The following is a 26,522-nucleotide window of genomic DNA, read 5'->3' on the forward strand; positions in this document are numbered from 1 at the left end:
CCGCCTTGGAAGCCGAGTACGGCGAGTTCGGCGCGTAAGGGGTGGTCTCGCTGAACTTGCCGGTGGCCCCCAGCGTGCCGTAGACCTCGTCGGTGGACACGTGCAGGAAGCGGAACGCCTCGCGCGCGCCGGCCGGCAGCGCCTTCCAATGGTCGCGCACCGCCTCCAGCAGGCCCAGGGCACCGACCACGTTGGTCTGCACGAACGCGCCGGGACCGTCGATGGAGCGGTCCACATGGCTCTCGGCGGCGAAGTTGAGCACCGCGTCGGGCCGATGCTCGGCCAGCAGCCGGGCCACGAGCTCGCGGTCGCCGATGTCGCCGTGCACGAACACGTGGTCCGGGTTGCCCTCGAGCGAGGCCAGCGTGTCCAGGTTGCCGGCGTAGGTCAGCGCGTCGAGGTTGATCACGCGGACGCCGCGCGCCACCGCCTCCAGCACGAAGTTGCCGCCGATGAAACCGGCACCGCCGGTTACGAGCCAGGTTGGCACACGCATTCTCCTTTAGTTGAATCCGACGATGTTGCCACGACCGTCTCCGCGGTCGATGAACACACAAGGATAAGGCGTTCGCGCTTGTTTCGCGCCTCGGACGACTGCCCTCGGGCGTGCCGACGCGACATCCGTACGCTGTCGCACGGAGCCGTGGCGACCGTTAGAATCGGCTACTGTCCCGAGCCAGCCGCCGCGGCCGGGCCTTCCCGCACTGCCGAAGGATCTCGCAACCCATGAAAATCCTCGTCGCCTACAAGCGCGTGGTGGACTACAACGTCCGCATCCAGGTCAAGCCGGACGGCTCCGGCGTCATCACCGACGGCGTCAAGCTCTCGCCCAACCCGTTCGACGAGATCGCGCTGGAAGAAGCCCTGCGCCTGCGCGACAAGGGCATCGCCACCGAGGTGGTGGTGGCCACCATCGCCCCGGCCGACGCCCAGCCGCATCTGCGCAACGGCCTGGCCATGGGCGCCAACCGCGCGATCCACGTGGTCAGCGACCAGCCGGTGCAGCCGCTGGCGGCCGCCCGCGCCCTGCTCAAGCTGGTCGAGAAGGAGCAGCCGGACCTGGTGATCCTGGGCAAGCAGGCCATCGACGACGACGCCAGCCAGACCGGGCAGATGCTGGCTACGCTGTGGGGCCGTCCGCAGGCCACCTTCGCTGGCAAGCTGGAAGTGAGCGATGGCAAGGCCACCGTGATCCGCGAAGTCGATGCCGGCCTGGAGACGCTGGAAGTGGACCTGCCGGCGGTGATCACCGCCGACCTGCGCCTGAACGAGCCGCGCTTCATCAAGCTGCCGGACATCATGAAGGCCAAGAGCAAGCCGCTGGAAACGCTGCAACTGGCCGACCTGTCCGTCGACGCCGGCCCCGAACTGAAGACCACCCGGTACGCGCCGCCGAGCGGGCGCAGCAGGGGCGTGATGGTCAAGGACGCCGCCGAGCTGGTAGCCGCGCTGAAGGCCAAGGGCCTGCTTTGATCCCCCCTTCCCCGCCTGCGGAGAGAACCGGGATGAGAGCGCCGGCATCGGCCGCCTTCCCCGTTTCTGTCGCGCACGCGAACTGACCGGAGTTCCACAATCATGTCCAAAGTCCTCGTCATCGCCGAACACCAGGGCGGCAAGCTCAACTCCGCCACCGCCAAGGCGGTCAGCGCCGCGCAGGCGCTCAAGCCGGAAGTCATCGACATCGCCGTGCTGGCCGCGGATCCCGCCGCCGTGGCTGCCGAGGCCGCGCAGATCGCCGGCATCGCCCGCGTGCTGGGCGTTGCCAATCCTGCAAACGAGCATGCCATCGCCCAGGTGCTGGGGCCTCAGGTCGCACAGCTGGTCAAGGCCAACGGCTACACCCACGTGTTCGGCCCATCCACCACCTTCGGCAAGGACCTGATGCCGGTGGTCGCCGCACTGCTCGGCGTCAACCAGGTCTCGGAACTGATGGCGGTCGAAGGCGCTCACACCTTCAAGCGCCCGATCTACGCCGGCAACGCCATCGTCACCGTGGAAGCGCCGGCCGACCAGGTCGTGGTCGCCACCGTGCGCAACGCCTCCTGGCCGGAAGCGGCGAAGGGCGGCAGCGCCGCCATCGAGACCGCGTCGGTGGCCGCCGACCTGCCCACGAACACCCGCTACCTCGGCCTGGCCGCAGGCAGCAGCGACCGTCCTGACCTGCAGAGCGCCAAGCGCGTGGTCTCCGGCGGCCGCGGCGTCGGCTCGGAGGAAAACTTCAAGGTGATCTACGCACTGGCCGACAAGCTCGGCGCCGCGGTCGGCGCCTCGCGCGCGGCGGTCGACGCCGGCTACGTCCCCAACGAACTGCAGGTCGGCCAGACCGGCAAGATCATCGCCCCGGAGCTGTACGTGGCGGTGGGCATCAGCGGCGCCATCCAGCACCTGACCGGCATCAAGGACGCCGGCACCATCGTGGCAATCAACAAGGACGCCGAGGCGCCGATCTTCGAGATCGCCGATATCGGGTTGGTCGGGGATTTGTTCACAATCCTGCCTGAACTAGAAAAGGGACTCAGCTGAATACCTACAACGAGACCAAGACAACAACTGCTGATCAACCGATGCTCGCTGGCAAAGCAATGCATTACGTATGCTTCTCGCCGTCGGCTTCGTGAGCCTTGGCCCTATTGACATAACCATAGACATGCAAATGGTTTCCTTGCATTTTGGGCTAGCGGTCTATATCCGATGATCATCGGCTCCGGACTGGTCGCACGTGCCTTTGCACCACGTTACGAAGAAGACAGGACTACCGTCATCTTCGCTTCGGGCGTTTCCAATTCCAACGAGACCAACCCCGCGGCGTTCGCACGTGAACGCGCGATGCTAGTCGAGCAACTGGAAAGAAGTCACTGTCGGTTGGTCTACTTCGGTAGCTGCAACGTTGTAAACACGCTGGAGCATTCGTCCTATTTCCAACACAAGCGTGCGATGGAGGCGTTGGTTGTCGATTCCGGACACGGTACGGTGTTGCGCCTGCCACAGGTGGTCGGACATACCCGTAACCCGAATACCCTGACTAACTTCATACGCGATTGCATCTTGCAGGAACGCCAGTTGACGCTATGGGCAGGTGCACAACGCAATCTAATAGACATCGACGATGTCGCCGCCATTGCCACCCACATTTTGGACAGCAGAACGGTGCCGCCTATAGTGACTATCGCTTCCCCTTGGTCACTGCCCATGCCGCGCATCGTCGACCTATTCGAGCAGGTGCTTGGCCGCCGTGCGCATCGTGTCTTGGTGGATCGTGGCGAAGCAATGGCCATCGACAGCGCCCGGTCCGAACAGATAGCTCGCGACATCGGCATCGATTTTGGGCCAAGCTATCCGCTCCGCGTGCTCCAGAAGTACTACGCCCCCCGCCATGAAGCCTGAACTTTCCGTCGTCATTCCCGTCTACGGCAGTGCCTCGATCCTGCCCAACTTGGTCCGTCGCCTGGAAGAGATGCTGATGCCCGAACTGGGCGCGGATGGCTTCGAGGTCGTGCTGGTCCACGATTCCGGCCCCGACGATGCATGGTCGGTGATCCGCGAGCAGGCCCGGCAACATCCCTGGCTACGGGGCGTGGACCTGCGCCGGAACGCCGGCCAGCATAATGCGATCATGGCCGGGCTTGGCTTCGCGAAGGGCCGCTACATCGTCACCATGGATGATGACCTGCAGCACGATCCGGCCGATATCCCGCGCATCCTACAGACCCTGCGCGATGGTGCGGACCTGTGCTATGTGCAGTTCGAAGGTCGCAAGCATGCGCTATGGAAACGCGCCGGCAGCCGGTTCAACGACATGGTCGCCGCGCGGCTGCTGAAAAAGCCCGAAGGCCTGTACCTGTCACCCTTCCGCGGCTTCGTGCGCGAACTGGGAGAGGAAGCGCGCCGCTACCAGGGTCCCTTCGTCTACCTCGATGGCCTGCTGCTGCAGAGCACCAGCCCCAAACGTATCGCGACCATCATTGGCAAGCACCATATGCGCAGCGACGGCCGCTCTGGCTACAGCCTGGGCAAGTCGATTTCGCTGTGGCTGCAGATGGCCACGAGTTTCTCCATCATGCCGCTGCGCTTCGTTTCTCTAGCCGGCGTGCTCGCATCGTGCGTCGCGTTCGCACTGGCCGTGGTCGTGTTCTGGCAGAAACTGCACAGCCCGCAGATGGCGGTCGGCTGGCCATCTCTGATCATCACAATCCTGTTCATGGGAGGCTTGCAGCTTCTGGCGCTCGGCGTGATCGGCGAATACACCGGCCGCGTACTGCTAAATATCAACAACCGGCCGCAGTACATCATCGGCCACACCACCAACATGGAAGGCCGGCACGAAGACGATCGCCCCTGACCTGCATGTGCGCGGCCTCAGGCCGCGCCCATCCGACGTCTCAGCCACAGGTAGGCCAGGCGCCGTGCGTGCGCCATCAGGCGGGCCTTGAGGTTGCCCAGGCGCAACGTCATCGGCGGCAGCAATTCCGGATCCGCAGTGGCCAGCGCGTTGTGGAAGTCGATGGCCTGCTGCGCCTGGTCATTCATCAGCCGCACGCTCCACTGCCCAGCATTGATGCGAAAACTGGCCAGGCTCTCGCGCAGCGCCACCATGTCGCCTTGCAGCATGATAGCCGAGTAGCTGGCCTGGTCGATGAGGTAAGGGTGCGAGTTGTCCCAGCCGCCCGCTCGTACCAACAGTTCACGCCGGAACATCACGCAACCCGGCTCGCCGAACAGATTGGTCCCGGCCAGCACTGACGCACGCACCGCATCGCGTCCGCTGACCAGCCCCTGCAACGTACCTAGTCCGCGCGCAGCGATCACCACCTTGCCATGCGCGTCCACGAGATCGCGTTTACTGGCCACCAGTACCGCCGACGGGTGCGCATCCATCGCCGCGACCTGGCGGCTGAGTGCATTGGGCGCGATCAGGTCGTCTCCGCACACCAGCTTCAGCAGTTCGCCACGGGCGGCCATGCTTACCCGGTCCCAGTTGGCCTTGGCACCGCCGCCGATGGGCGTCGGGCTCAGCACGCGCACCTTGGGGTGATCCGCGTAACGGGCCAGCAGCGTGTCGCTACCGTCGTTGGAGGAATGGTCGGCCACGACCAGCTCGAAGTCTTCGTAGTCCTGCGCCAGGATCGAATCCAGGGTCTGCGCGAGGTACTCCACGTTCCTGTAGGCGGGCACGACGACCGAGACGCGAGGGCTCATTCCTTCTTCTCCGCGGTAGGTTGCTTCGGCCTGCGCCGGAACGAGAAATACTTGTGGCCAACATAGTTGAAGATCACCACCAGCACGGTGATGGCGATCTGGACAGGGATCGGCGGCAGGCCCAGCACATCCGCCAGCAGTGCCAGCGCGCCCATGTTCAATAGCAGGCTGCCGACATTGACGCTGGTGAAGCGTAGGAAATCTCGCCAACCATTGCCGGTGACGCGGAAGACCAGCCGCCGGTACACGAAGAACACCAGAACCAGCGATACCACCCAGGCAACACCCAGGCTGACTACGGAGGGCACCTCCGGCCCCAGCAGCAGCACTAGACCGGCGAACAGGGCGGTGCTGAAGGCGGTGTTGGCACCGCCGACCAACAGGAACAGCACCCGCTGATCCTTGATCAGCCGCTGCAGCGGGCCTGGCGGGCCGGAGCGTGGCAAGGGCACGCTCACGGTTCGCGGCCGACCGGTAGGCCAGCCAGCGTACCAGCTAGGGTCGCCGGGCGCCGGATGACGATGCTGTGCTTGCCGGCATCGCGGACGGCGAACGCGGTCTGGAAGCCGTTGATGGGCACCCCGCGCTGGACCTGTCCATCAATAACGGCGTACCACCGCCCTTCCACGTCTTCATTGAGGATCAGCAATGCTGCCCCTCCGGTCTCGACGATGGCCTCGATCATCACCGGCGTGTTCTTCCAGGTCGGCACCAAGGTGGGCTGGAAGGCCCCCCGCTGCAGGAGGCCCACATCCACGCCCAACCCTGCCATGTCCCGTTTGCGCGCGTAGACATGTTCAACCTGGTCACCATTGGCGCCCTGCAGTGCAGCGGCCGGCGATGGGACCAGTTGCAGTCCGCCGCTGGTCAGGAACAGGCGGGGCAACGCTGATTTATCTTCCAGCAGCGCGTATGGCCCGATCACCTCGCTCGCCCCTTCCGTTCCGGCTGGCACTAATTGGTAGCGGATGCCGTAAAGACGGGAAACGGCGGTATTGGGGAAGTACAGAAGTTCGAACTTGGAACGCCTCTGCGGATTGAGATCGCCGCGGATGCCGCGTGCGCCCAGGTTTGCCAACTGATGGGTCAGCACCTTGTAGTCATTGAACGCTTCGCTCACCTTGATCCGGTACCCCTGCGAATCCGGCAAGGCCGCGAACACTGCCGCCATAGCGTGACGCTGTTCGACACGATCGCTCCGCAAGATCATCGACTGGCCCAGCGAGGGCCGTTCGGCACTGACGAAAGGAATGGCCACGCACGCCAGCACGACTACCGCGATGACAGCTGGTGCAAATGCACGACCGACTCGCATCGCAACCCAGAGCAGCGTGGCCATCGCAATTGCGACAAAAACCTGCCAGCGGAATTCACCGGTAACTACGATCCCAGCCAGCACCAGCACCGGGATGGCTACCAGCACCAGGTCGTGCCAGGGACGCCGGCTTGCTTGGCGGACACGGCCAAGCAAGCGCAGCAGCCGCTGTAGGCATAGCGCACCCACCGGCAGGGCCAGAGCAGCCACATAACAGGACCACCAGTTTACCTCGCGCACCTTATTGGCCATCGGCAGCATGTATAGCAGCCAGCTAACGAAGACGAAGCAAAACGCAGCCGACACCGCGATCGATGCCAGCAGACCCATCATCAACGGCCTGCGCCGGAATACCCACGGATAGGCGATGCACGCCAGGGCGAGCGGCGCGCCAACGTAGAGGTTGCCCACGACCTGCGTGAACTGCGAAGCAAACGCGAACGGAGCCAACAGTGCCTTGCCCCCCAGGGCATGGGCCATCAGTGCCGACAGCGGCAGCTTGTCCTTGCCACTGATGTCGCGCCCATCCCCCAGCCAACGGATAGAGTCGCTGTGGAAGTCCATGACACCGGACAGATATGGATAGCAGGCCACGACGATGATCGCTGCGGCCAAAGCAAGCGATGCGTAGATAGGGCGCAGCAGAGCAAGGCCCTGCTGGCGTCCAGACCGGCGCAGCACCATCGCGCTGTACACCAAGCCCAATACTGCCGATCCCACGAAGGCCAGCACCAGGTTCTGTGCGGGTTGGGCGTAGATGAGCAGGGAGACAGACGCAGCCAGACCCAGTGCGGACCGCGGCGACCAACCCTGCCGGTAGATGCGGACTTGGAACAACATCACCCAGGGCAACCAGGCTAGCGAAGCGCTGATTGGTGGCCAGGTGGAAACGCTCTGGAATGCGGGCAGGAAGGGCGCACCCACGCCCACCGCGATGGCCACCCACTGGCGCAGGCCGATGGTACGGCCGAGCAGGTAGGTGCCGGCCGCCTGGATGGCCATGTGGATGAAGAAGACCAGCTTCAGGCGGTCCAGGGTGTCGACAATGGTGACGTCGCTGCCCAACCAGTTGAAGTAGAACGGATACAGGGGATGGAAGCTGGGACTGCCCCAGTAGGAAAGGCCGGCAACCAGCCCAGAGTCGTACATGCCGGCGAACAGACCATGCTCACCGATCGCACGACTGATATCGAAATACATAGGCACCAGCACATCGTCCGCGTCTGGTCCGTGCAGGATCGCAACGCCGGAGAAGTGGAGCACGGCTACCAGCATCACCAAGACGGCAACCACCACGCAGCCACCCAGATTGGTGCGATGCTGGTTCATCGGGGTGTTCATAGCCACGATCGTCACGAGCCCCCCCTTCGCGACGTAGTGGCCGAGTCGAGCACCGACCACAGCGCTTCTCGGGAGTAGCCGTTGCGGATGAAGGCCTGCCCGGCAGCGGAGACCGCAAGCCACAGATCATCATCCCGCAGCAGCGCGAGGATATGGTCGGCCAGCGCTTGCGGTTCGTCGGCAAACCGCATGAAGACCTCCGCCTCGCGCAGCCCCTGCAGGCCAACGGACGTGGTGACGCACGGCACGCCGTAGCGCAGACTCTCCAGGATCTTGCCTTTGACCCCGCCACCGAAGCGCAAGGGCGCCACGGATATCCGCGCCTGCTGGTAGTACGCTTCCAGACGCGCATCGCTGACATAGCCGGTCACCTGAATGCGCTCGGACGCCAGTGCCAGAACTTCAGGCCGCGGATCGGAGCCCACCAGGCTGACGCGCATGCCCGGCATCTCACGATCGACCAGCGGCAGCACCTCGTTGACGAACCAGAGGGCGGCATCCACGTTGGGCGCGTGCGCGAAGCCGGCCACCAGCAAGATGCCTGCCCGTTGCTCCGGACCCGGCACAGCATCAATCTGCTCAAATGCATACAGGGGAATGGTCTCGGCACGCGTAACGGAGCCAGGCACATTGGCCGACAACCAATCGCGCACGTGATGGGTTTCCTCAGCCGAGGGATACAGCACCACGTCCGACTGACGCCATAGCGTATGCTCGAACTCGCGGAAGCGCTCCATCTCCCTCTGCAGTTCTTCGTCGGCCTTCAATGCCAACTGCTGCTGCATGCGCAGGTGATGGATATCATGGCCGTAGTAGACAAGCTTCGCATTGCCATGGCGGCGCACGCTGTCCATCAGTTCGATGGAGATGTGCGGCCGGTTCAGGATCGCCACATCGAGGTAACGCCCATGCTCGGCCATCCACGCATCAAAGCCGGAGGCGCCCACGCATTCGGAACCGTACATCACCTCGATACCCATGCGCTGCAGCGGCAAAGCATACTCTGCGTCATAGTAGGCATTGGCCGGCCAGAACGTGACTTGGCAACCCTCTTGCACGAGCGTCTGCAACACTTGGCAGGTCGCGCGCGATCCCGCGTCACGGTCTGGCTGCGGGATGTAATGGTCAACCACGAGCACGTGGCGCTTGGCGCGCGAACGGTCTCGGGCCAGGAACACGTTCTCGCCGTTGGCGAACTGTCCTTCCTGCAGCGTCACCTGCCAGCGTTCAAAGAACTTGTCACGGTTGATCGCCTGCCAGGCTTTCACCCCGCTGCCTTCATCAGTGCCGCTAGAGACACCTTCATAGTGCACCACCACCGATTCCGGCTGCAGGTAGACCTTCAGGCCGCGCGCGCGTACGCGGAAGGCAATGTCGGTATCCTCGTAGTAGGCCGGTGCGAAATGCTCATCGAAGCCACCGAGCTCGCGGAATAGGTCCAGCGGCAGCATGATCGAAGCGCCGGACACATAATCGGCTTCCTTCATGTAACTGTAGGCCGGGCGCGACGGATCCTGCAGGCGTCCGAAGTTCCAGGCACTACCATCGACCCAGACGATGCCACCGGCTTCCTGCAGCCGTCCATCAGGATAGACCAGCTTGGAACCGACTAAACCAGCATCCGGATGCGACTGGAACACCTCGACCAAGGCATCCAGCCACCCCGGGCGGACCTCGGTGTCGTTGTTGAGCAGATAGACGTAGCGGCCCCTGGCCAGGGTCAAAGCCTGGTTACAGGAACGCAGGAAACCCAGGTTCTTCGAATTGGCGTGGTAGCGTAGTCCGGGAATCCTGGCCAGCGCGCCGATCTTCGCATCGCCGGAGGCATCCTCCAACACCAGCACTTCGAACGGCACGTGCGCTCCAACACGTGCGATGGAGGCCACGCAGGCCAGGCTCTGTTCGTAGTTGCCATAGGTGGGGATGACAATACTCACCATCGGGTTGGGAAAGTCGGCGAAGCGCACGCTCTCCAAGATCGCCTGCGGGTTGCATCTGGCGTCTTCGAGCAACAGGCCGTCCAGCGGCGCCGGCGCCGACTCGCCCTGTCGCAGCAGCATGCGCTTGGCCATGGGTGCCATCGGCTTGAGCAACGGGTGCTGCGCCAGGCCGGAAGCGCGCAACGACTGCAGCACCACACGCCACTCGCCACGCAGGACACGCCCGGCAAAGCGCAGCGGCCTGGTGATGCGCCAGGAGCGCGAGCGGACCAACGAGCCGATCAAGTCCTGCAGCGACTGTAGCTCTGCGCAATAGGATGCCAACAGCGCCGAGATTTCTCTCCCCTCACCCTCAATGGTAGTGTCAGGCTGGATCGGCGAATGAGAAACCCCGGACTGCTGCATCAACTGTTCGATCTGCTGGCGGCGCTGCTGCAATTCGGCGCGCGCCACGTCCGTGAAGCCGGAGGCCGACGTGATCTGCGCCTGTAGGCGGCTACGGGTCTCATCTATCACACCCATCGCCGATTCCAGACGTGCGACCCGCGCCTTCTCTCTGGCATTCTGCTCCTGCAACTGCACGATCTGCGAATGGAGATCATCCAAGGTATCTCTCCCGCTCATTCCTTGGACGACCTTATCTAGCTCCAACGCCCAACGGGTTCGTTCTTGGAACTCTCCCTCCAATCGACGGTAGTCGCCTTGAGAGGTAACCAGATCGGCCTCGAGCGAGAGTGCCCACTTGTAGATCCGATCCTTCTCTTCGGACAGCTGGACCGCCTCAACCTGAGCCGTCTCGACCTGAACTCGATCGGCACACGCAGCACCCAAGCGCGAGAATGCTGCAAGCACATCGCGTTTTGCAGATACCACATCGGCACAAGCGAACAGGGCAGCCATCGATTCGTTGATTTCCGAGCCGACCGCGATCACGCCCAATCCGTTGCCATGCTGGAACTCGAAGCTAGGGTAGCGTTCACGCAGCGGAGCGAAGAACCGCTGCACACCGAACCCCTCAGTGTGAACGTTGGTGTCATGGAACAACACCACGCCGCGCTCGGACATCTTCGGCAGCCAAGTAGTGAAATCATGTGCAACCGCTTCATAGGTATGCAGGCCATCGATATGCAGCAGGTCCACCGTCCCATCCGGCACTTCATCCAGTGCTTGGTCGAACGTCATTCTTAAAAGTGTGGAAAAATCAGCGTAGTGGCGCTCGTTACGTTCGACCACGCTGCGATAGATGTCCTGCGCGTAATAGCCCGCCTGGGAGTCACCCTCCCAGGTATCCACAGCGCGGCAGTGAACCGGTACGCCCAACAACTTCGCCGCTTGGCAGAACGCGAAATACGAGATTCCCCGGTGCGTACCCAGTTCGACCAGCGACCGAGGGCGGTGCGCCTGGATGATCCAGAAGGCAAAAGGCACGTGCTCCAGCCAACCGGAGCTCTCGAGGAACTCGGGGAGCATGAACATCGCATGTTTGCTGAAAACCGGAATCGTAGGATCAGCCGGCATGCCGTCAGTCAATTCACCCATCGCTGCCATCGTTGATTCCTTAAGGTCGGCATGAAGCCCTGACCGCTCATGCATCATGTTTTTCCAGCGTGATTTCTAGCATCGGCAGGCCTAACAGACCGAACCGCATGGTCTCGTCAATCGCACGGAACTCCAGCGCATCATGGATCCAGTGCTGTTGGGTATGATCATGCTGGTCGCCAGAGGCGACGGCGGCATCGATCATGTAGGAGCCGGACGGCATCACTGGCATGCGGAACAGGAACGATCCAACAACGGTCTCGCCCGGCTGTCCACCCACTGGTACGTCCTTGCATGCGAAATAGCTGTTGTCGCCAAACAGTCGCTGGCCCAACCGATCCTTCACATAGAAGCCGACAATCAGGTTGTCCAGCGCCTGTTCCAGGACTACACGAATTTCCAGCCGAACCAGCTCACCGCCTTCGAACATCAGTATCGGATTACCATCAGCGTCGGCAAGGCGAACATCGACTATGCGTGCACCCTGCGCACCGAACTCCTGGCCGACGTTGTCCGGGTCGAATTCGAACAGCGCGATTCGATTGCAAACCCCGGCTTCGCGCAATGCCTGCTGACGAAAATCGGCGGCACTGGCATCGGCACGGCGGGGCGCCTTGCGGGTCACCACCACTTCCTCATTGCCGACTTCGCGGCGCCCGACTACATGCTGCTCGGTCATATACGACTCCACCACCTCCTGCGAGGTGCCGGACAGGCGCATCTGGCCGTTTTGTAGCCACACCGCGTTCTCGCAGAGATTGGTCACTGCAGCGGCGTCGTGGCTGACAAACAGGAGCGTGCCATTCTTCTGGAATTCGCGCAGGAAGCGCATGCATTTCTGCGAGAAGAACGCATCGCCCACCGCCAGCGCTTCGTCGATAATCAGAATATCCGCGTCGACGTGGGCGATCACTGCGAAGGCCAGGCGCACCGACATGCCGCTGGAGTAGCTGCGCACCGGTTGGTCGATGAACTCGCCGATGTCGGCGAAGGCGAGGATGCTGCCCATGCGCGCATCGATCTGCGGACGGGTCAGTCCCAAAATCGTCGCGTTGAGATATACGTTCTCGCGGCCGGTGAACTCCGGGTTGAAGCCGCTGCCCAATTCCAGCAGCGCAGCAACCCTGCCCTTGACCTGGATGCTGCCTTCGGTGGGGGTCAGAGTACCTGCAATCATCTGCAGCAGGGTGGACTTGCCCGAACCATTGCGGCCGACGATGCCGACTGTCTGCCCACGGCGCACGCTGAAGCTCACACCCCTCAAGGCCCAGAAATCTTTGTAGTAGGCCTTGCGCTTGCCAGCCAGCGCCTGCCACAGACGGTGCGAGGGGCGCTCGTACATGTGGTAACTCTTGCCGACCCCCCGTACGTCGATTACCACGTCCGAATCGGCCCGGTCAGAGCACATCGGCAAACCCCACGCGCAGCTTGTTGAATACACGATGGCCGATTAGGGCTATCACGCAGGCGATAAGGGTGTAGATGCCCAGACCGATCCAGTCCGGGAAGCGTCCCCAGATCACCACCTCACGCACCTGATTGATGATGAAAGTCAGCGGATTGAGTTCGAACACGATGCGATAGCTATCCGGCACCGACTCCAGCGGCACGATGGCCGAGGACAGGAATAGCATGGCGGTGGCGATCACGCCGGCAATCTGGCCGATATCGCGCAGGTACACGCCCAGCGCTGAAACGATCCAACACACGCCGACGGTAAGGATGACCAACGGCAGCAGCACCAGCGGCACCAGTATGGCGGTTGCCGGGATGCTGCCCTTGACGCACAGGTGAAGCAGCAGCAGCACCACGATGTTCATAAAAAGATGGAACAACGCGGAAAACGCCACGCTCCAGCCCAGGATATCCAACGGGAACACGACGCGCTTCACGTAGCTGGTGTTGCTGATGATCAGTTGCGGGGCACGGGTGAAGCAGTCGGCGAAGAAACCGTGCACGATCAGGCCGGCGAACAGGATCAACGCGAAATCCGTGGTTGAGCCGGAGGAACCCGGCCAACGCCCTTTCATAATGAAGCCGAATGCCAGCGTATAAACCAACAGCATCAGGAATGGACTGATTAATGACCACATCAGCCCGAAACTGGCACCGCGATAGCGCCCGAGAATTTCACGTTGTGTCAGCTCAAAGGCCAGCGAGCGGTATCTGCCAAATACAGAGAAGATTCCCATTTCAGGTAACCGTCTGCTCCAGCGCATGCCGCAGATCGTTCTGCAGATCTTCCACCGCCTCCACCCCCACACTCAACCGCACCAGCGCATCGCTGATGCCGAGCGCTTCCCTACGCTCCACCGGCACCGAGGCATGCGTCATCACCGCCGGGTGATTGACCAGGCTCTCCACGCCGCCCAGCGACTCGGCCAGAGTGAACAGTTCGGTGCGCTCGCAGAAGCGCCGGGCCGCGTCGAAGCCGCCCTTGAGCACGATCGAGACGATGCCGCCGAAGCCCTGCATCTGCCGCTTGGCAAGTTCGTGCTGCGGGTGGCTGGGCAGGCCGGGGTAGATGACTTTGTCGACCATCGACTGGTTCTCCAGCCACTGCGCCAGCGCCAGGGCGTTGTCGCAGTGCGCCTTCATCCGCAGCGGCAGGGTCTTCAGGCCGCGCAGGGCCAGGAAGCTGTCGAACGGGCCCTGGATGGCGCCGACCGAGTTCTGCAGGAATGCCAGCTTCTCCGCCAGTTCCGGGTTGTCGCCGACCACGGCGATGCCGCCGACCATGTCCGAGTGGCCGTTGAGGTACTTGGTGGCCGAGTGCACGACGATGTCCGCGCCCAGTTGCAGCGGACGCTGCAGCATCGGCGAGGCGAAGGTGTTGTCGACCACCACGATCAGGCCGCGGCGGCGGGCGATCGCCGCGATGGCGGCGATGTCGACGATCTTCAGCATCGGGTTGGTGGGGGTCTCGATCCACACCATCCGGGTCTTGGCCGTGATCGCGGCCTCGAAGGCGGCCGGGTCGGTCAGGTCGACGAAGCTGAAGTCCAGCGCGGCGCTGCGGCGGCGCACGCGCTCGAACAGACGGAAGCTGCCGCCGTACAGGTCGTCCATGGCGACGACGTGGTCGCCGCTGTCGAGCAGCTCGATCACGGTGGAGGTGGCGGCCATCCCGGACGCGAAGGCGTAGCCGCGGCTGCCGCCTTCCAGCGCCGCCACGCAGCGCTCGTAGGCGAAGCGGGTGGGATTCTGGGTACGCGAGTACTCGAAGCCCTGGTGCTCGCCCGGGCTGGACTGGGCGTAAGTCGAGGTGGCGTAGATCGGCGGCATGACCGCGCCGGTGCTGGGATCAGGCGACTGGCCGCCGTGGATCGCCAGGGTCGCAAGCGCCAATGCGCGCTCGCCGTCCTGGCTGCGATTGCTTGGGTCCGACATGGATACTTCCGAGAATTAAGGCTGGGATTCTAGCAGCGGGTGCCGGGCGGAGCGTTATGCCGCGTGAATGCCGGTCTCGGCCTCGCCGGCGACGCTCCGGCACCAGTCGGCAGCCCGTTCCTGTGCCCCTAAGCGGGATGTCTCCGGCATCGGGGATTGCGCACCGAAGCCGCCGCCGCTCCCGCCTGTACCGCACTGCTGCCCGGAAAAGTATTGATTGATCGTCACGGGCAGGCGGAGGTCCATGGATGTCGTCGCGATCGGCCCGGACGTCCTTGGATGACCAGCCATGATCTAGCCATTCAGCTGAAGCGTTTCGGCTGCCATGAGGCGCATCGGCTGCCGAAAACTCACCTCCCGCCGCTGCTGTGACACCGAGACACAAGGTTTGGCGCGCAAGCCCCGAACCGAGCTCCGAGGGCGCCCTGGCGCGCCAGCAGCCGTACATTCCAAGCACCGCGCGCGTCACAGCGGCGAGATTTCCCGTACGGATGCCAGTCCGCCCATGCCGGGACGGCGCCCAGGAACCCGCGCCTACTGCACCCGCCGCCGCAGGTAGTTCAGCAGGTCGATGCGGGTGATCAGGCCCAGGAACTGTGTGCTGTCCATGACGATGGCCACCTGGCCGCGGTCGAACACCGGCAGCAGCGCCTCGATCGGCGACTTCACGTCCAGCCGGTCGAGCTTGCTGACCATGGCGGTGGACACCGGGTCGCGGAAGCGCGCCTCGTCGCCGTACACGTGCAGCAGGACGTCGCTTTCGTCGACGATGCCGACCAGTTCGCTGCCGTCCATCACCGGAAGCTGCGACACGTCGTACAGTTTCATGCGCTGGTAGGCGGTGGTCAGGGCATCGTTGGGGCCGACCACCACGGTGTCGCGCTGGCTGTAGGGGCGCAGGATCAGGTCGCGAAGGTCGCCGTACTGCGGGCGCTCGAGGAAACCGTTGTCCAGCATCCAGTAGTCGTTGTACATCTTCGACAGGTACTTGTTGCCGGTGTCGCAGACCAGCACCAGCACCTTCTTGGGCTCGGTCTGCTCGCGGCAATACTTCAGCGCGGCCGCCAGCAGGGTGCCGGTGGACGAGCCGCCCAGCACACCCTCCCTGGCCAGCAGTTCGCGCGCGGTGTGGAAGCTCTCGGCGTCGGTGATCGCGTAGGCCTTCGATACCCGGCTGAAATCGGAGATCGCCGGCAGGAAATCCTCGCCGATGCCTTCCACCAGCCAGCTGCCGGACTTCTCGTTCAGCGTGCCGTCGTTGATGTACTCGGCCAGGATCGAGCCGACCGGGTCGGCCAGCACCAGCTCGGTGTCCGGCGAGAGCTTGGCGAAGGCGCGCGACAGGCCGGTCATGGTGCCCGAGCTGCCGCAGCCGAAGACGATGGCATCGAGCTCGCCGTCCATCTGCCGCAGGATCTCCGGGCCGGTGCCGAACTCGTGCGCGGCCGGGTTGTCCGGGTTGCCGAACTGGTTGATGAAGTAGGCCCCGGGGGTCTCGGCGGCGATGCGCGCGGCCAGGTCCTGGTAGTACTCGGGATGGCCCTTGGCGACGTCGGAGCGGGTCAGCACCACTTCGGCGCCCATCGCCTTGAGGTTGAAGATCTTCTCGCGGCTCATCTTGTCCGGCACCACCAGGATCAGCCGGTAGCCCTTCTGCTGCGCCACCAGCGCCAGGCCCAGGCCGGTGTTGCCGGCGGTGCCCTCCACCAGCGTCGCGCCGGGCACGAGATCGCCGCGCTTCTCCGCCGCCTCGATCATCGAAAGGCCGATACGGTCCTTGATCGAACCGCCGGGATTGCTGTTCTCGAGCTTGAGGTACAGCTCGCACACGCCGGTGTCCAGGTGCTGCGCCTTGACGATGGGGGTCTCGCCGATCAGTTCGAGTACCGAGGAATGGATAGCCATGTTCACCAATGCATGCTTGCGCCGACGGTCGGCATGAGTGGGACATTATCGGCGCGACGGCACCCGGAAGTCAGGTCCTGGGACGGAATGGACGGCGCCCGTCAAGAATTCGCCGCCGACGATGGCCAGCCGACGAGGAGGCTGCCATCGCCTGCGGCGATGAAATCGTCCAGCTGTCTGTCGAACGGGGGGAGTCAGTTCACCTTTTGATCGTAGAGCCGCTGCAGGCGCTCCTTGGCCAGCAGTTTCTCGCGCTTCATCTGCGCAAGCGTGTCCGCGTCGATGGGAAGCACGCCAAGCTCGGCATCCATGCACTTCTTGTCCAGGGTCTTGTGACGCTGGTAGAGCTGCTTGAACTCGGGATCGGCCTTGACCAATGCGTCGATCTCGGATTGTGGTTGCCCTTCGAACATGTTGACCTCCTTCAGCCAAAAACAAGAACGCCCCATGCCTGCACGGCACGGGGCGTTGCCTGGGAGAGGGGCCCGAAGCCGAATGCCAGCGCTTCGTCATCGGCCGCAATGCCCTCGAACAACAGGCGATTGCGCTCCGATTCGTACCGCTGGTTCATCGCTGGGCCCTCCGTCGTATCCGGAAGGCCTTGAACGCCTCCCGGATAACCGACCCTACCCCTCCCCGTCGCATCCGGCAAGGGCAACGATCACGTCCTGCCGGCGGCACGCGCGGCGGGGTTCAGGGCAGTCTTCCGAAACCCTCAAATATCAATGAATTATTCGTTAAATCAATTACTTGAGAAAGCCCTGGAAGACGTCCGCCAGCCGATCGCGACGAAGCCTGGCATTGCATCGCGGCAATGGCCGCACGGCATGAGGCGCCCGCCATTCATGCTGGCTGGAGAAAGCCGCAGGAGGTCCTCCACAGGGCGTCAGGACCAAGTCCCAGGCCCCTCCGGCACTGCATGCCACCGCCACCGCAAGGCCGCGCTGCTCCGCGAGCGGGAGCAGAGCCGGCCGATCGACCGCAGCGGCGATCAGGGCGCGATCACCACCTCGGCACTGCGCGCGCTGGTCGCAGCCGCCTTCTTGCCGCTGGCCTGCAGCCGGCTTGCGCTCACCCCGGCGGCCACCAGGGCGTCGCGCAGGGCGTCGGCACGTTTCTGCGCCACGCCGGCATTGCCGTCGTAGGCCTCGATCCGTACCCGCCCCTTCTTGCCGATCTGCAGGTACTGCGCCAGTGCCTGGCTCTGGCCCTTGGCCTCGGCCGAAAGCGTCGCGCTGCCGGACCCGAAGGCGGCGCCAGCGAAGGTGAAGACCTCGCCGCGGGACTCGAAGCGCGAGGCCGGCAACTTGCTGCCGGCCATCAGTTCGGCCTCCTCGCGCGCCAGCTGCGCGGCCTTCTGCTGGGCCGCGCCGAGCCTGGCGGTCTGCTGTCCGGCCACCTTGGTCAGTGCCTGCTCGGCGTCCTGCCGGGCCAGGGTCTCGGCCTCGGTGGCCTGGCGCAGGCGCTCGGCCTCCTCGGCCTGGATCTGTGCCTGCACCCGCAGCCGTTCGGCCTCCTGGCGCGCGCGCGTCGCCTCGCGGCGGCTGGCCTCGAGCAGCAGGTCGTTACGGGTGCCTTCCAGTTGCGCCAGCTGCTGCCGCAGCACGGCGGTACGGGCGCTGGTCTCGGCGATCTCCACCCGCCGCTCGGCCAGGTAGCGGGCATTGTCGAGGTCGCGGCGCTTGGCCTGCGCCAGCGTGGCGATGGCCTGCTGCGCCTGCAGGCGCTCGTAGCGCGCCGCGTCGGCGGTCTGCGGATCGGCCTGCAGCGCGCCCAGGCGCTGGGTGAGCTGGGCGACGGCGGGGTCATCGGCGGCCAGGGCGATGGCGGGCGAGGCCGCCAACGCGACCAGCAGGCAGGCGTGACGGAACTTCATGGCGTCTCTCCCGTACCCAGGGTGCGCTGCAACTGGCGCACCTCGGCGCGGCGCTGCTCGAGCTGGGCGCTGGCCACCGCCTCCTCGCTGCGGCTGCGCGCCAGGTCGGCGTCGGCGGCGGCACGCTGGGCCAGCACCGGCGCCTGCTTGCGCTCGCGCCGGTCCAGCGCGGCCCGCTGGGCATTCTCCAGGCCCTGCCGGGCCTGGGCCAGCAGGTCCGGGGCGTACTGGTCGGCATCGGCCTGCGCGGCCCGCGCCACCGCCTGCTCGGCAGCCAGCAGTTCGGGAGGCAGGACCTGCGCCGGGGCGGCGAAGGACAGCGCGGATGCGCATCCGATCACGTACAGGGACCGGCGCATTTGTGCGAAGCTTGGATTCATGGGGAGTCGTGCCGAAGTTCGGTGCACGGCCATTGTCGGAAGCCAGCGGCGCGCTTGCAACGGGACGCCGCCGATCGTTGGGGAACCATTGCGCATGGATATCGGCTACTTCCTGAAGCTGATGACCGAAAAGAACGCCTCGGACATGTTCCTGACCACCGGGGCACCGGTCTACATCAAGATCGAGGGCAAGCTGTACCCGCTGGGCAGCACCGGCCTGCCCCCGGGCATGGTGAAGAAGATCGCCTACTCGCTGATGGACGAGGGCCAGGTGCCGCAGTTCGAGCGCGAACTGGAGCTCAACATGGCCATCGCCCTGCAGGACGCCGGGCGCTTCCGCGTCAACGTGTTCAAGCAGCGCGGCGAGGTGGGCATGGTCATCCGCGCCATCCGCAGCAAGATCCCCAGCATCGAGGAGCTCAAGCTGCCGCAGGTGCTCAAGGACGTGATCATGACCCCGCGCGGGCTGGTGCTGGTGGTCGGATCGACCGGCTCGGGCAAGTCGACCTCGCTGGCGTCGATGATCGACCACCGCAACAGCACCACCACCGGCCACATCCTCACCATCGAGGACCCGATCGAGTACCTGCACCGGCACAAGCAGTCGATCGTCAACCAGCGCGAGGTCGGGCTGGACACCCACGCCTTCCACAACGCGCTGAGGAACGCCATGCGCGAGGCGCCGGACGTGATCCTGATCGGCGAGATCCTCGATGCGCAGACCATGGAGGCGGCCATCTCCTTCGCCGAGACCGGCCACCTATGCCTGGCCACCCTGCACTCCAACAACGCCGACCAGACCATCGAGCGCATCCTCAACTTCTTCCCGGAGAACGCGCACAGGAACGTGCTGATGAACCTGGCCCTGAACCTGCGCGCAGTGGTCTCGCAGCGCCTGGTCAAGGGCAGCGACGGGCTCCGGCTGCCGGCCACCGAGGTGCTGATCAACACCCCGGTGATCCGCGACCTGCTGCGCCGCGGCCAGGTGCACGAGATCAAGCAGGCGATGGAGAACTCGCTGGAGGAGGGCATGGAGACCTTCGACCAGTGCCTGTTCCGCATGGTCAAGCAGGGCAAGATCGAGCAGGAGGAAGCGCTGCGCGCGGCCGACTCGCGCGACGGCCTGGCGCTGAAGTTCCGCCTGTCCGAGGGCGCTCCGGGCGAGCACGACCCGTACGCCGACTACGACAGCGCCAGCGCCCCGCGCATCAGCCACGGCTTCGGCTGAGGGTTCGCGTACGGGCGTGAAGCCCGGTCGTGGCGTATGCGCCGGTCAGGCCGGCGCGTCGGGCTGGTTCTCCGGCCGGGCGGCGGCGAAGGCCGGCAATGCCAGGCAGTGCGCCTCGATCCGGCGGATCCGCGGATACGGCGTCAGGTCGACGTCGAAGCGGTGCGCGTTGTACAGCTGCGGCAGCAGGCAGCAATCGGCCAGGCCGGGGACGTCGCCATGGCAGAAGCGCCCGGCATGCGGATCGGCCAGCAGTTGTTCGAAGGCGTGCAGGCCGATCCCGATCCAGTGCGCGATCCAGGCCTGGCGCTGCGGCGTCGGCACGTCCCAGCGTTCTTCGAGGAAGCGCAGCACCCGCAGGTTGTTGAGCGGGTGGATGTCGCAGGCGACCAGTTGCGCCAATGCCCGCACGCGCGCGCGGCCGGCGGCATCGGGCGGCAGCAGCGGCGGCGCCGGCCACAGTTCGTCCAGGTACTCCAGGATCGCCAGCGACTGGCGGACCACCTGCCCCTCGTGGCGCAGCACGGGCACCAGCTGCTGCGGGTTGACCCGGGCGTAGGCCGGCAGGCGCTGTTCGCCACCGCCGTGCACCAGGCTGACCGGCACCGGTTCGTACTCGAGCGACTTCAGCGCCAGGCCGATGCGGACCCGGTAGGCCGCGCTCGAGCGCCAGTAGCCGTAAAGCCGCAGGCGCTCGTCAGCCATGCCGGCGTGTCCCGGGCGGGACCGGGCCGCGGCCGCCGGTTGGCATCACGGCTGCGGCAGCGGCTCGATCCGCTGCTCGATCGCGCCGAAGATGCTGGCGCCGGCGGCGTCGAGCATCTCGATCCGCACCACGTCGCCGAAACCCAGGAACGGCGTGGACGGCTGGCCGTCGCGCAGCGTTTCCACGGTGCGCAGCTCGGCCAGGCACGAGGCCCCGCGCGAGGTGTCGTGGTTGGCGATGGTGCCCGAGCCGACCAGCGTACCCGCCTCCAGCGGCCGGGTCCGCGCGGCGTGGGCCAGCAGCTGGGCGAAATCGAACTGCATGTCCTCCCCCGCCTCGGGCGCGCCGAACCAGCGTCCGTTGACATGCGTGAGCAGCGGCCGGTGCAGCCTGTTGCCGTGCCAGGCCGGCCCGAGCTCGTCCGGGGTGACGAACACCGGCGACAGCGCCGAGCGCGGCTTGGACTGCAGGAAGCCGAAGCCCTTGGCCAGCTCGCCCGGGATCAGGTTGCGCAGCGAGACGTCGTTGACCAGCCCGACCAGGCGGATGTGGCCGCCGGCCCGGGCCGGCGTCACCGCCATCGGCACGTCGTCGGTGACCACCACGATCTCCGCCTCCAGGTCGATGCCGTAGTCCTCGCTGGCCACCTTCACCGCGTCGCGCGGGCCGAGGAAGGCGGCGCTGGTGGCCTGGTACATCAAGGGGTCGGTGTAGAAGCTGGCCGGCACCTCGGCGCCGCGCGCGCGGCGCACGCGCTCGACATGCGGCAGGTAGGCGCTGCCGTCGACGAACTCGTAGGCACGCGGCAGCGGTGCGGCCAGCGCGGAAGCCTCCAGCGCGAACGCGCCCGCGGCGGTACCGTCCTCCAGCGCCCGTGCCAGCGCCTGCAGCCGCTGCTGCGTGTCCTGCCAGGTCTCCAGCGCGCGCTGCAGGGTCGGCGCGACGGCGGTGGCCCGCACCGCCTGCGACAGGTCGCGGGAGACCACGATCAGCGTGCCGTCGCGGCCGCCTTCCTTGAGGGATCCGAGCTTCATGGGCCAACCGGGATTGAGCGGAGAGCCGGCGATTGTAGGCAGCCGCGCGCCCTCGCCTCCCGCTGCAGCGCCGCATGTCTTTGTGGCCCCGTGCATTTGCCTGTATACTCGGCCGGTCTGCCTGCGCTCGTCCGTTTCCCTTCCGGGATCGCCGGTGCCCGGAATCCCTAGCGATTCCGCACCCGCCCCCAACCCGACGCCCTTCGTCATGCATTCCAGCCTGCGCATCCGCGCCGGTTGTTCCCCCTGCTCGCAGCGCGGTTCACGGGAACGCTCCGAGTCACCGATCTATTGGATCATCCGTACGCCGCAGGGTGTGCGTCGTTTTGCGAATCCTTCGCAACAGCGCCGCTCATCAATGTGCGGGGCCCTAAATTTTTGCTTCTTGGAGCGTCTCCACCAATGTCTTTCGAATCCATGGGCCTTGCGCCCTTCCTGCTGCGTGCGCTGACCGAACAGGGCTACGAGAATCCCACCCCGATCCAGGAACAGGCCATCCCGCTTGCGCTGGAAGGCCACGACCTTCTGGCCGGCGCACAGACCGGCACAGGCAAGACCGCCGCGTTCGGCCTGCCGCTGCTGCAGCACCTGGGCACCACCCCGCAGCCGGTCAACGGCCCGCGCCGGCCGCGCGCGCTGATACTGACCCCGACCCGCGAACTGGCGGCGCAGGTGCACGACAGCCTGCGCGGCTACAGCAAGTACCTGCGCATCCCCAGCGCGGTGATCTACGGCGGCGTCGGCATGGGCAACCAGATCGATGCGCTGCGCCGCGGCGTGGACCTGGTGATCGCCTGCCCGGGCCGCCTGATCGACCACCTCGAGCGCCGCAGCGTGGACCTGTCCGGGGTCGAGATCCTGGTGCTGGACGAGGCCGACCGCATGCTCGACATGGGCTTCATGCCCTCGATCAAGCGCATCCTCGCCAAGCTGCCCAAGCAGAACCGCCAGACCCTGCTGTTCTCGGCCACCTTCGAGGAGAACATCAAGCAGCTGGCGCTGGAGTTCATGCACAACCCGAAGCAGGTGCAGGTCACCCCGAGCAACACCGTGGCCGACACCATCGCCCACCGCGTGCACCCGGTCGACGGCAGCCGCAAGCGCGAGCTGCTGCTGCACCTGCTGAGCGCGGACGCGCGCGTGCAGACGCTGGTGTTCGCCCGCACCAAGCACGGCAGCGACAAGCTGGCGATGTTCCTGGACAAGTCCGGGGTGAAGACCGCGGCGATCCACGGCAACAAGAGCCAGGGCCAGCGCCAGCGCGCGCTAAGCGACTTCAAGGCCGGCCGCGTCAACGTGCTGGTGGCCACCGACATCGCCGCGCGCGGCATCGACATCGACCAGCTGCCGCGGGTGATCAACTTCGACCTGCCGATGGTGGCCGAGGACTACGTGCACCGCATCGGCCGCACCGGCCGCAACGGTTCCACCGGCGAGGCGATCTCGCTGGTGGCGCAGGACGAGGCCAAGCTGCTGCGGCAGATCGTGCGCATGCTCGGCCGCGACATGGACATCCGCGACGTGCCCGGCTTCGAGCTGCAGACCCCGATCCGCTGGGGCAACAGCGCCCCGGGCAAGGCCGAGCAGCCCGGCGGCGAGCGCGCCCCGCGCAAGAGCCACGCCCGCCGTCCGCACCCGCAGGGCGAGGCCCCGCGCCGCGCCCATGCCGGGCCGAAGAAGCCCGGCGGCGGCCAGCGCAACGCCGGACCGCGCCAGCAGCAGCCCAGCGGCGGACGCCGCGACGGCGGCCAGCGCCGCAGCTCGGCGCCGCGCCAGGGCTGAGCGTCGCCGCACGGCGCCCACGGCAAACGGAACGAAGAAGGCTGCGCATTGCGCAGCCTTCTTCGTTTGCGATCGGCTTCGCAATCCCGGCCCCGGCCGGCAGGCGCTACTCCCCGCGCTGGCGCGCCGGGTTGAGGTGGTTGGAAAACAGCACCGCGTTCAGCAGCAGGCGTTCGGTGCCGTGCCAGTACTTGCGATGGCCGGGATCGTCGGCGAACAGCACCACGTTGCCCTGCCCGGCCGGCGATACCTGTAGGTACACCGAGCCGGCCACGCGCGCGCGGTTGGCCTCGGACAGGTAGCCGTTGACGCGCGGCGGATCGTCGATGCGCACCACGTCCAGGTAGCGGTTGTCGCCCGGTTCCAGCGCCAGCGCGGTTTCCTTGTTCACCAGCAGCGCGCGCTGCTGCACGCCGAACCCGAGCGGATGGGTGGGGTCGATGTCGGCGCTGAGGATGTTGCCGCTGACCCGGTCCAGCGCGAACACGTCGCGCTGGGTGCCGAAGTCCCGGCGCTCGCGCGGCGGCTCGCCGCCCTGGCGGATCCTGGCCCGGGCCAGGCCCTTGTCGATCGCCCAGCGCGCGCCCGTGCCCCAGGCCACCAGCGAGCCGCCGTTCTCGCTCCAGCGCCTGAGCGCGGCCACCGCGTCGTCGCCGAGCCGCTCGTAGCGGCCGCTGGCCAGCACGATGGTGGTGTAGCGGCCCAGGTCCGCCGTGGCCAGCTGCGCGGGATCGATCTTGCTGGAGGCCAGGCCCAGCGAATGGTCGAGCGCATACCAGGCCGAACCGATCTCGGTGGCGGTCACCCCCTCGCCCATCACCAGTGCCACCGCCGGCTTGCGCAGCGCCTTGATGCTGTCGCTGCCCAGATCGATGCCGGCCAGGCTGCGACCACTGGCCAGTGCCTGTACCCGCACGCCGCTCGCGCGCGCCAGCGCGTCGATTCGGCGCCACAGCGCCTCGCCCTGCAGCGCCTGCCCGGCCACCGGGATCACCAGCGTGCCGTGGCCGTATGCCGTCTCCGCGGACGCCGCGCCGGCAGTGAACGGCGCGAACGCCGCGCGCAGGCGCAGGTCCTCGGCGAGCAGGCGGCCGACCAGCCGGTAGGCGCCGAAGTCGCGCAGGTCCACGGCATAGGCATAGCCGGCCACTCCTCCGGCCACCCCGCCTTCGCCGGCCGCTGCCGCGGTCACCGCGGCGCCGGCCGGCAGCGCGCGGCGGCTGCCGGCGTAGTGCAGGCCGTAGGCCGGCGCCAGCGCGTACGAGGTACCGCCGTAGAACACGTCGCCCTTCACCGGCGGGGTGAACTCGAAGATCGCGTGCGCCAGCCGGAACTGGCGCTGGCGCACCGGCACCACGTAGGCCGAGCCCGGCTCGAAGCGGCGGCCGTCCACCGCCACCGGCTGCGCCAGCGCGCGTACCTCGACGTGGTGCTGCAGCAGCACCTGCAGCAACTGGCGGGTCAGGGTCGGGTCGGCGGCGTCGCCGAACACCCAGTCGCGCACCGGATACTTGGCGGCCTGCTCCAGCGCGCTGCGGAAGAACGACTTCTGCAGCGCGAGCAGCCGCGGCTTCTCCTCCACCGCGCCGCGCACCGAGGCCAGGCCGGTGGCGACCTGATTGCGGATGGTGAAACGGAATTCCAGCAGCCCGTTGGCCGATTCCTGCACCAGCCCGCGCGAGCTGGCCTGCTCCACGGTGACGCCGACGCCGCCGTGGAAGTCGGGATAGGTCGAGCCGTACACCGGCGAGAAGTTGTCGAAGTTCTCGCCGGTGTAGTACAGCGAGCCAAGCGCATCCAGCGCCTGGGCGTGGTAGCGCGCCAGCCACCGGTTGGCCTCGTAGGAGGTGCGCGGCAACAGCGGGCTCTCGGTGCTGCGCGGCGAAGGCTCGAAATAGTAGGTGCTGTCCTTGCCCATCTCGTGGAAGTCGATCTGGACGTTGGGATACCAGCGGTGGAAGTGTGCCACTTTGGGCCGGCTGTCGGCCTGGGCCAGCGCCAGCCAGTCGCGGTTGAGGTCGGTGAGGTAGTGGTTGACGCGGCCGTTGGGGAACGGCTCGACGTGCTCCTTGTCGGCCGGGTCGGGCGAGGCCGGCCGCGAGCCCCAGGCGTTGTGCCAGTTGGCGGCGCGGTCGCGGCCATCCGGGTTCTGCGCCGGGTCGATCAGCACCACCGACTCGCGCAGCCAGCGCTGCGTCTGCGCCCCGCGCTCGGCGGCCAGGTAGTAGGCGGTCAGCAGCGCGGCCTCGCCGCTGGAGGTCTCGTTGCCGTGCACGCTGTAGGCCAGCCAGGTCACCACCGGCGCCTGCGCCGCGGCCGACTCCGGCGCCGCCGGATCGGCCAGGCTGGCATGGGCCTGGCGCAGCCGTTCCAGGTCCGCATGGTTCTCCGCCGCGGTGATGGTGGCCAGCAGCAGCGGGCGCCCCTCGTAGCTGCGGCCGATCTGCTCCACGCTGACGCGGTCCGACAGCCGGTCCAGTTCCTTCAGGTAGGCCACCAGCTCGTCGTGGCGGGTGTAGCGGCTGCCGATCGGATAGCCGAGGAACTGCTCGGGCGAGGGAATGGCGGGATCGAAGTCGCCGCCGGCCGGGAAGAAGTAACCGGACTGGGCGAGGGCGGCATTGCCCGAGGCGAGGACCGCCAGCAGCAGCAAGGCGGCCCAGCGGCGGAAACGGTGGCGGAACGGCATGTGCGTGGCCCCTGTCGTGCGGCCGCCATCGCGGCCGCGAGTGGGAAAGGGAGCCTGATTGGCATCGAGTGTCGGTTTCCCTTCTCCCCGCAGGACCACGGCCCCCTTTTCGGGAAGAGCCTGCCCCGCGAGGGTGCGGGTGTCCTCTGAAGGGGCGGATGAAGGTACGGGCGAAGCCTCATGTAGCCGGACATCGCGAGG

General features: G+C 66.1%; 22 protein-coding genes. 6 read left to right on the top strand and 16 right to left on the bottom strand.

Annotated features, from left to right (window positions below):
• A partial coding sequence (locus LRX76_RS12125) for a GDP-mannose 4,6-dehydratase (protein ID WP_231805551.1) occupies positions 1-490 on the bottom strand: 490 nt, incomplete at its 3' end.
• Positions 491-726: 236 nt separating this feature from the next.
• Between LRX76_RS12125 and LRX76_RS12130 the strand changes: the two genes are divergently transcribed.
• From LRX76_RS12130 to LRX76_RS12145, 4 genes are all read left to right on the top strand, one after another.
• Complete coding sequence (locus LRX76_RS12130; protein WP_231805553.1) at positions 727-1,473, top strand: electron transfer flavoprotein subunit beta/FixA family protein; 747 nt, start codon at positions 727-729, stop codon at positions 1,471-1,473.
• A gap of 102 nt (positions 1,474-1,575) precedes the next feature.
• The gene (locus tag LRX76_RS12135) at positions 1,576-2,523 is read left to right on the top strand and encodes an electron transfer flavoprotein subunit alpha/FixB family protein (protein WP_231805555.1); all 948 of its coding nucleotides are present in this window, start codon (positions 1,576-1,578) and stop codon (positions 2,521-2,523) included.
• Between the two features lie 168 nt (positions 2,524-2,691).
• Positions 2,692-3,384 (top strand): NAD-dependent epimerase/dehydratase family protein, encoded by a 693-nt coding sequence (locus tag LRX76_RS12140; RefSeq protein WP_231805557.1) that lies wholly within the window; start codon positions 2,692-2,694, stop codon positions 3,382-3,384.
• Positions 3,374-4,339 (top strand): glycosyltransferase family 2 protein, encoded by a 966-nt coding sequence (locus LRX76_RS12145; RefSeq protein ID WP_231805559.1) that lies wholly within the window; start codon positions 3,374-3,376, stop codon positions 4,337-4,339. Before LRX76_RS12140 ends, LRX76_RS12145 begins: the two co-directional genes overlap by 11 nt.
• 17 nt (positions 4,340-4,356) lie before the next feature.
• On the opposite strand, the gene LRX76_RS12150 is transcribed toward LRX76_RS12145, so the two are convergent.
• The 12 genes from LRX76_RS12150 to LRX76_RS12205 all read right to left on the bottom strand — a co-directional run bounded on the left by LRX76_RS12150 (position 4,357) and on the right by LRX76_RS12205 (position 18,882).
• A complete protein-coding gene (locus LRX76_RS12150; protein WP_231805561.1) occupies positions 4,357-5,196 on the bottom strand; it encodes a glycosyltransferase family A protein in 840 nt (279 codons plus the stop codon).
• On the bottom strand, positions 5,193-5,654 hold the full coding sequence (locus tag LRX76_RS12155; protein WP_231805564.1) for a GtrA family protein: 462 nt from the start codon (positions 5,652-5,654) through the stop codon (positions 5,193-5,195). Before LRX76_RS12155 ends, LRX76_RS12150 begins: the two co-directional genes overlap by 4 nt.
• Complete coding sequence (locus LRX76_RS12160) at positions 5,651-7,852, bottom strand: hypothetical protein (RefSeq protein WP_231805567.1); 2,202 nt, start codon at positions 7,850-7,852, stop codon at positions 5,651-5,653. The genes LRX76_RS12155 and LRX76_RS12160 overlap by 4 nt, the downstream gene beginning before the upstream one ends.
• An 11-nt stretch (positions 7,853-7,863) precedes the next feature.
• Positions 7,864-11,340, bottom strand: a complete 3,477-nt coding sequence (locus LRX76_RS12165) for a class I SAM-dependent methyltransferase (RefSeq protein WP_231805569.1) — start codon at positions 11,338-11,340, stop codon at positions 7,864-7,866.
• A gap of 37 nt (positions 11,341-11,377) precedes the next feature.
• Positions 11,378-12,739, bottom strand: coding sequence for an ABC transporter ATP-binding protein (locus LRX76_RS12170; RefSeq protein ID WP_231805571.1), 1,362 nt, complete (start codon positions 12,737-12,739; stop codon positions 11,378-11,380).
• Entirely contained in the window at positions 12,729-13,550 is an 822-nt protein-coding gene (locus LRX76_RS12175; protein ID WP_231805573.1) for an ABC transporter permease, read from the bottom strand. The genes LRX76_RS12170 and LRX76_RS12175 overlap by 11 nt, the downstream gene beginning before the upstream one ends.
• Positions 13,525-14,721: a cystathionine gamma-synthase gene (locus tag LRX76_RS12180; RefSeq protein WP_231805575.1), complete on the bottom strand. Its 1,197-nt coding sequence runs from the start codon at positions 14,719-14,721 to the stop codon at positions 13,525-13,527. Before LRX76_RS12180 ends, LRX76_RS12175 begins: the two co-directional genes overlap by 26 nt.
• A 534-nt stretch (positions 14,722-15,255) precedes the next feature.
• Positions 15,256-16,626 (bottom strand): pyridoxal-phosphate dependent enzyme, encoded by a 1,371-nt coding sequence (locus LRX76_RS12185; RefSeq protein WP_231805577.1) that lies wholly within the window; start codon positions 16,624-16,626, stop codon positions 15,256-15,258.
• Positions 16,627-16,820: 194 nt separating this feature from the next.
• Entirely contained in the window at positions 16,821-17,039 is a 219-nt protein-coding gene (locus LRX76_RS12190) for a YdcH family protein (RefSeq protein ID WP_231805579.1), read from the bottom strand.
• A gap of 11 nt (positions 17,040-17,050) precedes the next feature.
• A complete protein-coding gene (locus LRX76_RS12195) occupies positions 17,051-17,197 on the bottom strand; it encodes a hypothetical protein (protein ID WP_231805581.1) in 147 nt (48 codons plus the stop codon).
• Positions 17,198-17,617: 420 nt separating this feature from the next.
• Positions 17,618-18,502, bottom strand: coding sequence for an OmpA family protein (locus LRX76_RS12200; RefSeq protein ID WP_231805584.1), 885 nt, complete (start codon positions 18,500-18,502; stop codon positions 17,618-17,620).
• The gene (locus LRX76_RS12205; protein WP_231805586.1) at positions 18,499-18,882 is read right to left on the bottom strand and encodes a DUF4398 domain-containing protein; all 384 of its coding nucleotides are present in this window, start codon (positions 18,880-18,882) and stop codon (positions 18,499-18,501) included. The genes LRX76_RS12200 and LRX76_RS12205 overlap by 4 nt, the downstream gene beginning before the upstream one ends.
• Before the next feature lie 94 nt (positions 18,883-18,976).
• Here LRX76_RS12205 and LRX76_RS12210 point away from each other — a divergent pair, with 94 nt between their 5' ends.
• Positions 18,977-20,110, top strand: a complete 1,134-nt coding sequence (locus tag LRX76_RS12210) for a PilT/PilU family type 4a pilus ATPase (RefSeq protein WP_231805588.1) — start codon at positions 18,977-18,979, stop codon at positions 20,108-20,110.
• A 45-nt stretch (positions 20,111-20,155) separates the two neighbouring features.
• Here the strand turns inward: LRX76_RS12210 and maiA are convergent, their stop codons facing one another.
• A complete protein-coding gene (gene maiA / locus LRX76_RS12215; protein WP_231805590.1) occupies positions 20,156-20,815 on the bottom strand; it encodes a maleylacetoacetate isomerase in 660 nt (219 codons plus the stop codon).
• A 45-nt stretch (positions 20,816-20,860) separates the two neighbouring features.
• The gene (locus tag LRX76_RS12220) at positions 20,861-21,850 is read right to left on the bottom strand and encodes a fumarylacetoacetate hydrolase family protein (RefSeq protein WP_231805605.1); all 990 of its coding nucleotides are present in this window, start codon (positions 21,848-21,850) and stop codon (positions 20,861-20,863) included.
• 402 nt (positions 21,851-22,252) lie between these two features.
• Between LRX76_RS12220 and LRX76_RS12225 the strand changes: the two genes are divergently transcribed.
• On the top strand, positions 22,253-23,632 hold the full coding sequence (locus LRX76_RS12225) for a DEAD/DEAH box helicase (protein ID WP_231805607.1): 1,380 nt from the start codon (positions 22,253-22,255) through the stop codon (positions 23,630-23,632).
• A 106-nt stretch (positions 23,633-23,738) separates the two neighbouring features.
• Here the strand turns inward: LRX76_RS12225 and LRX76_RS12230 are convergent, their stop codons facing one another.
• A complete protein-coding gene (locus tag LRX76_RS12230; RefSeq protein ID WP_231805609.1) occupies positions 23,739-26,321 on the bottom strand; it encodes a M14 family metallopeptidase in 2,583 nt (860 codons plus the stop codon).
• Positions 26,322-26,522: the final 201 nt, after the last annotated feature.

The sequence above is a fragment of the Stenotrophomonas sp. MMGLT7 genome, from assembly GCF_021168555.1.
Classification (GTDB): Bacteria; Pseudomonadota; Gammaproteobacteria; order Xanthomonadales; family Xanthomonadaceae; genus MMGLT7.

Bases quoted from the DNA above. Each gene is read 5' to 3' on its own strand.
- LRX76_RS12130 (WP_231805553.1), top strand. From the start codon at position 727: ATGAAAATCCTCGTCGCCTACAAGCGCGTGGTGGACTACAACGTCCGC.
- LRX76_RS12135 (WP_231805555.1), top strand. From the start codon at position 1,576: ATGTCCAAAGTCCTCGTCATCGCCGAACACCAGGGCGGCAAGCTCAAC.
- LRX76_RS12140 (WP_231805557.1), top strand. From the start codon at position 2,692: ATGATCATCGGCTCCGGACTGGTCGCACGTGCCTTTGCACCACGTTAC.
- LRX76_RS12145 (WP_231805559.1), top strand. From the start codon at position 3,374: ATGAAGCCTGAACTTTCCGTCGTCATTCCCGTCTACGGCAGTGCCTCG.
- LRX76_RS12150 (WP_231805561.1), bottom strand. From the start codon at position 5,196: ATGAGCCCTCGCGTCTCGGTCGTCGTGCCCGCCTACAGGAACGTGGAG.
- LRX76_RS12160 (WP_231805567.1), bottom strand. From the start codon at position 7,852: ATGAACACCCCGATGAACCAGCATCGCACCAATCTGGGTGGCTGCGTG.
- LRX76_RS12165 (WP_231805569.1), bottom strand. From the start codon at position 11,340: ATGGCAGCGATGGGTGAATTGACTGACGGCATGCCGGCTGATCCTACG.
- LRX76_RS12170 (WP_231805571.1), bottom strand. From the start codon at position 12,739: ATGTGCTCTGACCGGGCCGATTCGGACGTGGTAATCGACGTACGGGGG.
- LRX76_RS12175 (WP_231805573.1), bottom strand. From the start codon at position 13,550: ATGCGCTGGAGCAGACGGTTACCTGAAATGGGAATCTTCTCTGTATTT.
- LRX76_RS12180 (WP_231805575.1), bottom strand. From the start codon at position 14,721: ATGTCGGACCCAAGCAATCGCAGCCAGGACGGCGAGCGCGCATTGGCG.
- LRX76_RS12185 (WP_231805577.1), bottom strand. From the start codon at position 16,626: ATGGCTATCCATTCCTCGGTACTCGAACTGATCGGCGAGACCCCCATC.
- LRX76_RS12190 (WP_231805579.1), bottom strand. From the start codon at position 17,039: ATGTTCGAAGGGCAACCACAATCCGAGATCGACGCATTGGTCAAGGCC.
- LRX76_RS12195 (WP_231805581.1), bottom strand. From the start codon at position 17,197: ATGAACCAGCGGTACGAATCGGAGCGCAATCGCCTGTTGTTCGAGGGC.
- LRX76_RS12200 (WP_231805584.1), bottom strand. From the start codon at position 18,502: ATGAAGTTCCGTCACGCCTGCCTGCTGGTCGCGTTGGCGGCCTCGCCC.
- LRX76_RS12205 (WP_231805586.1), bottom strand. From the start codon at position 18,882: ATGAATCCAAGCTTCGCACAAATGCGCCGGTCCCTGTACGTGATCGGA.
- LRX76_RS12210 (WP_231805588.1), top strand. From the start codon at position 18,977: ATGGATATCGGCTACTTCCTGAAGCTGATGACCGAAAAGAACGCCTCG.
- maiA (WP_231805590.1), bottom strand. From the start codon at position 20,815: ATGGCTGACGAGCGCCTGCGGCTTTACGGCTACTGGCGCTCGAGCGCG.
- LRX76_RS12220 (WP_231805605.1), bottom strand. From the start codon at position 21,850: ATGAAGCTCGGATCCCTCAAGGAAGGCGGCCGCGACGGCACGCTGATC.
- LRX76_RS12225 (WP_231805607.1), top strand. From the start codon at position 22,253: ATGTCTTTCGAATCCATGGGCCTTGCGCCCTTCCTGCTGCGTGCGCTG.
- LRX76_RS12230 (WP_231805609.1), bottom strand. From the start codon at position 26,321: ATGCCGTTCCGCCACCGTTTCCGCCGCTGGGCCGCCTTGCTGCTGCTG.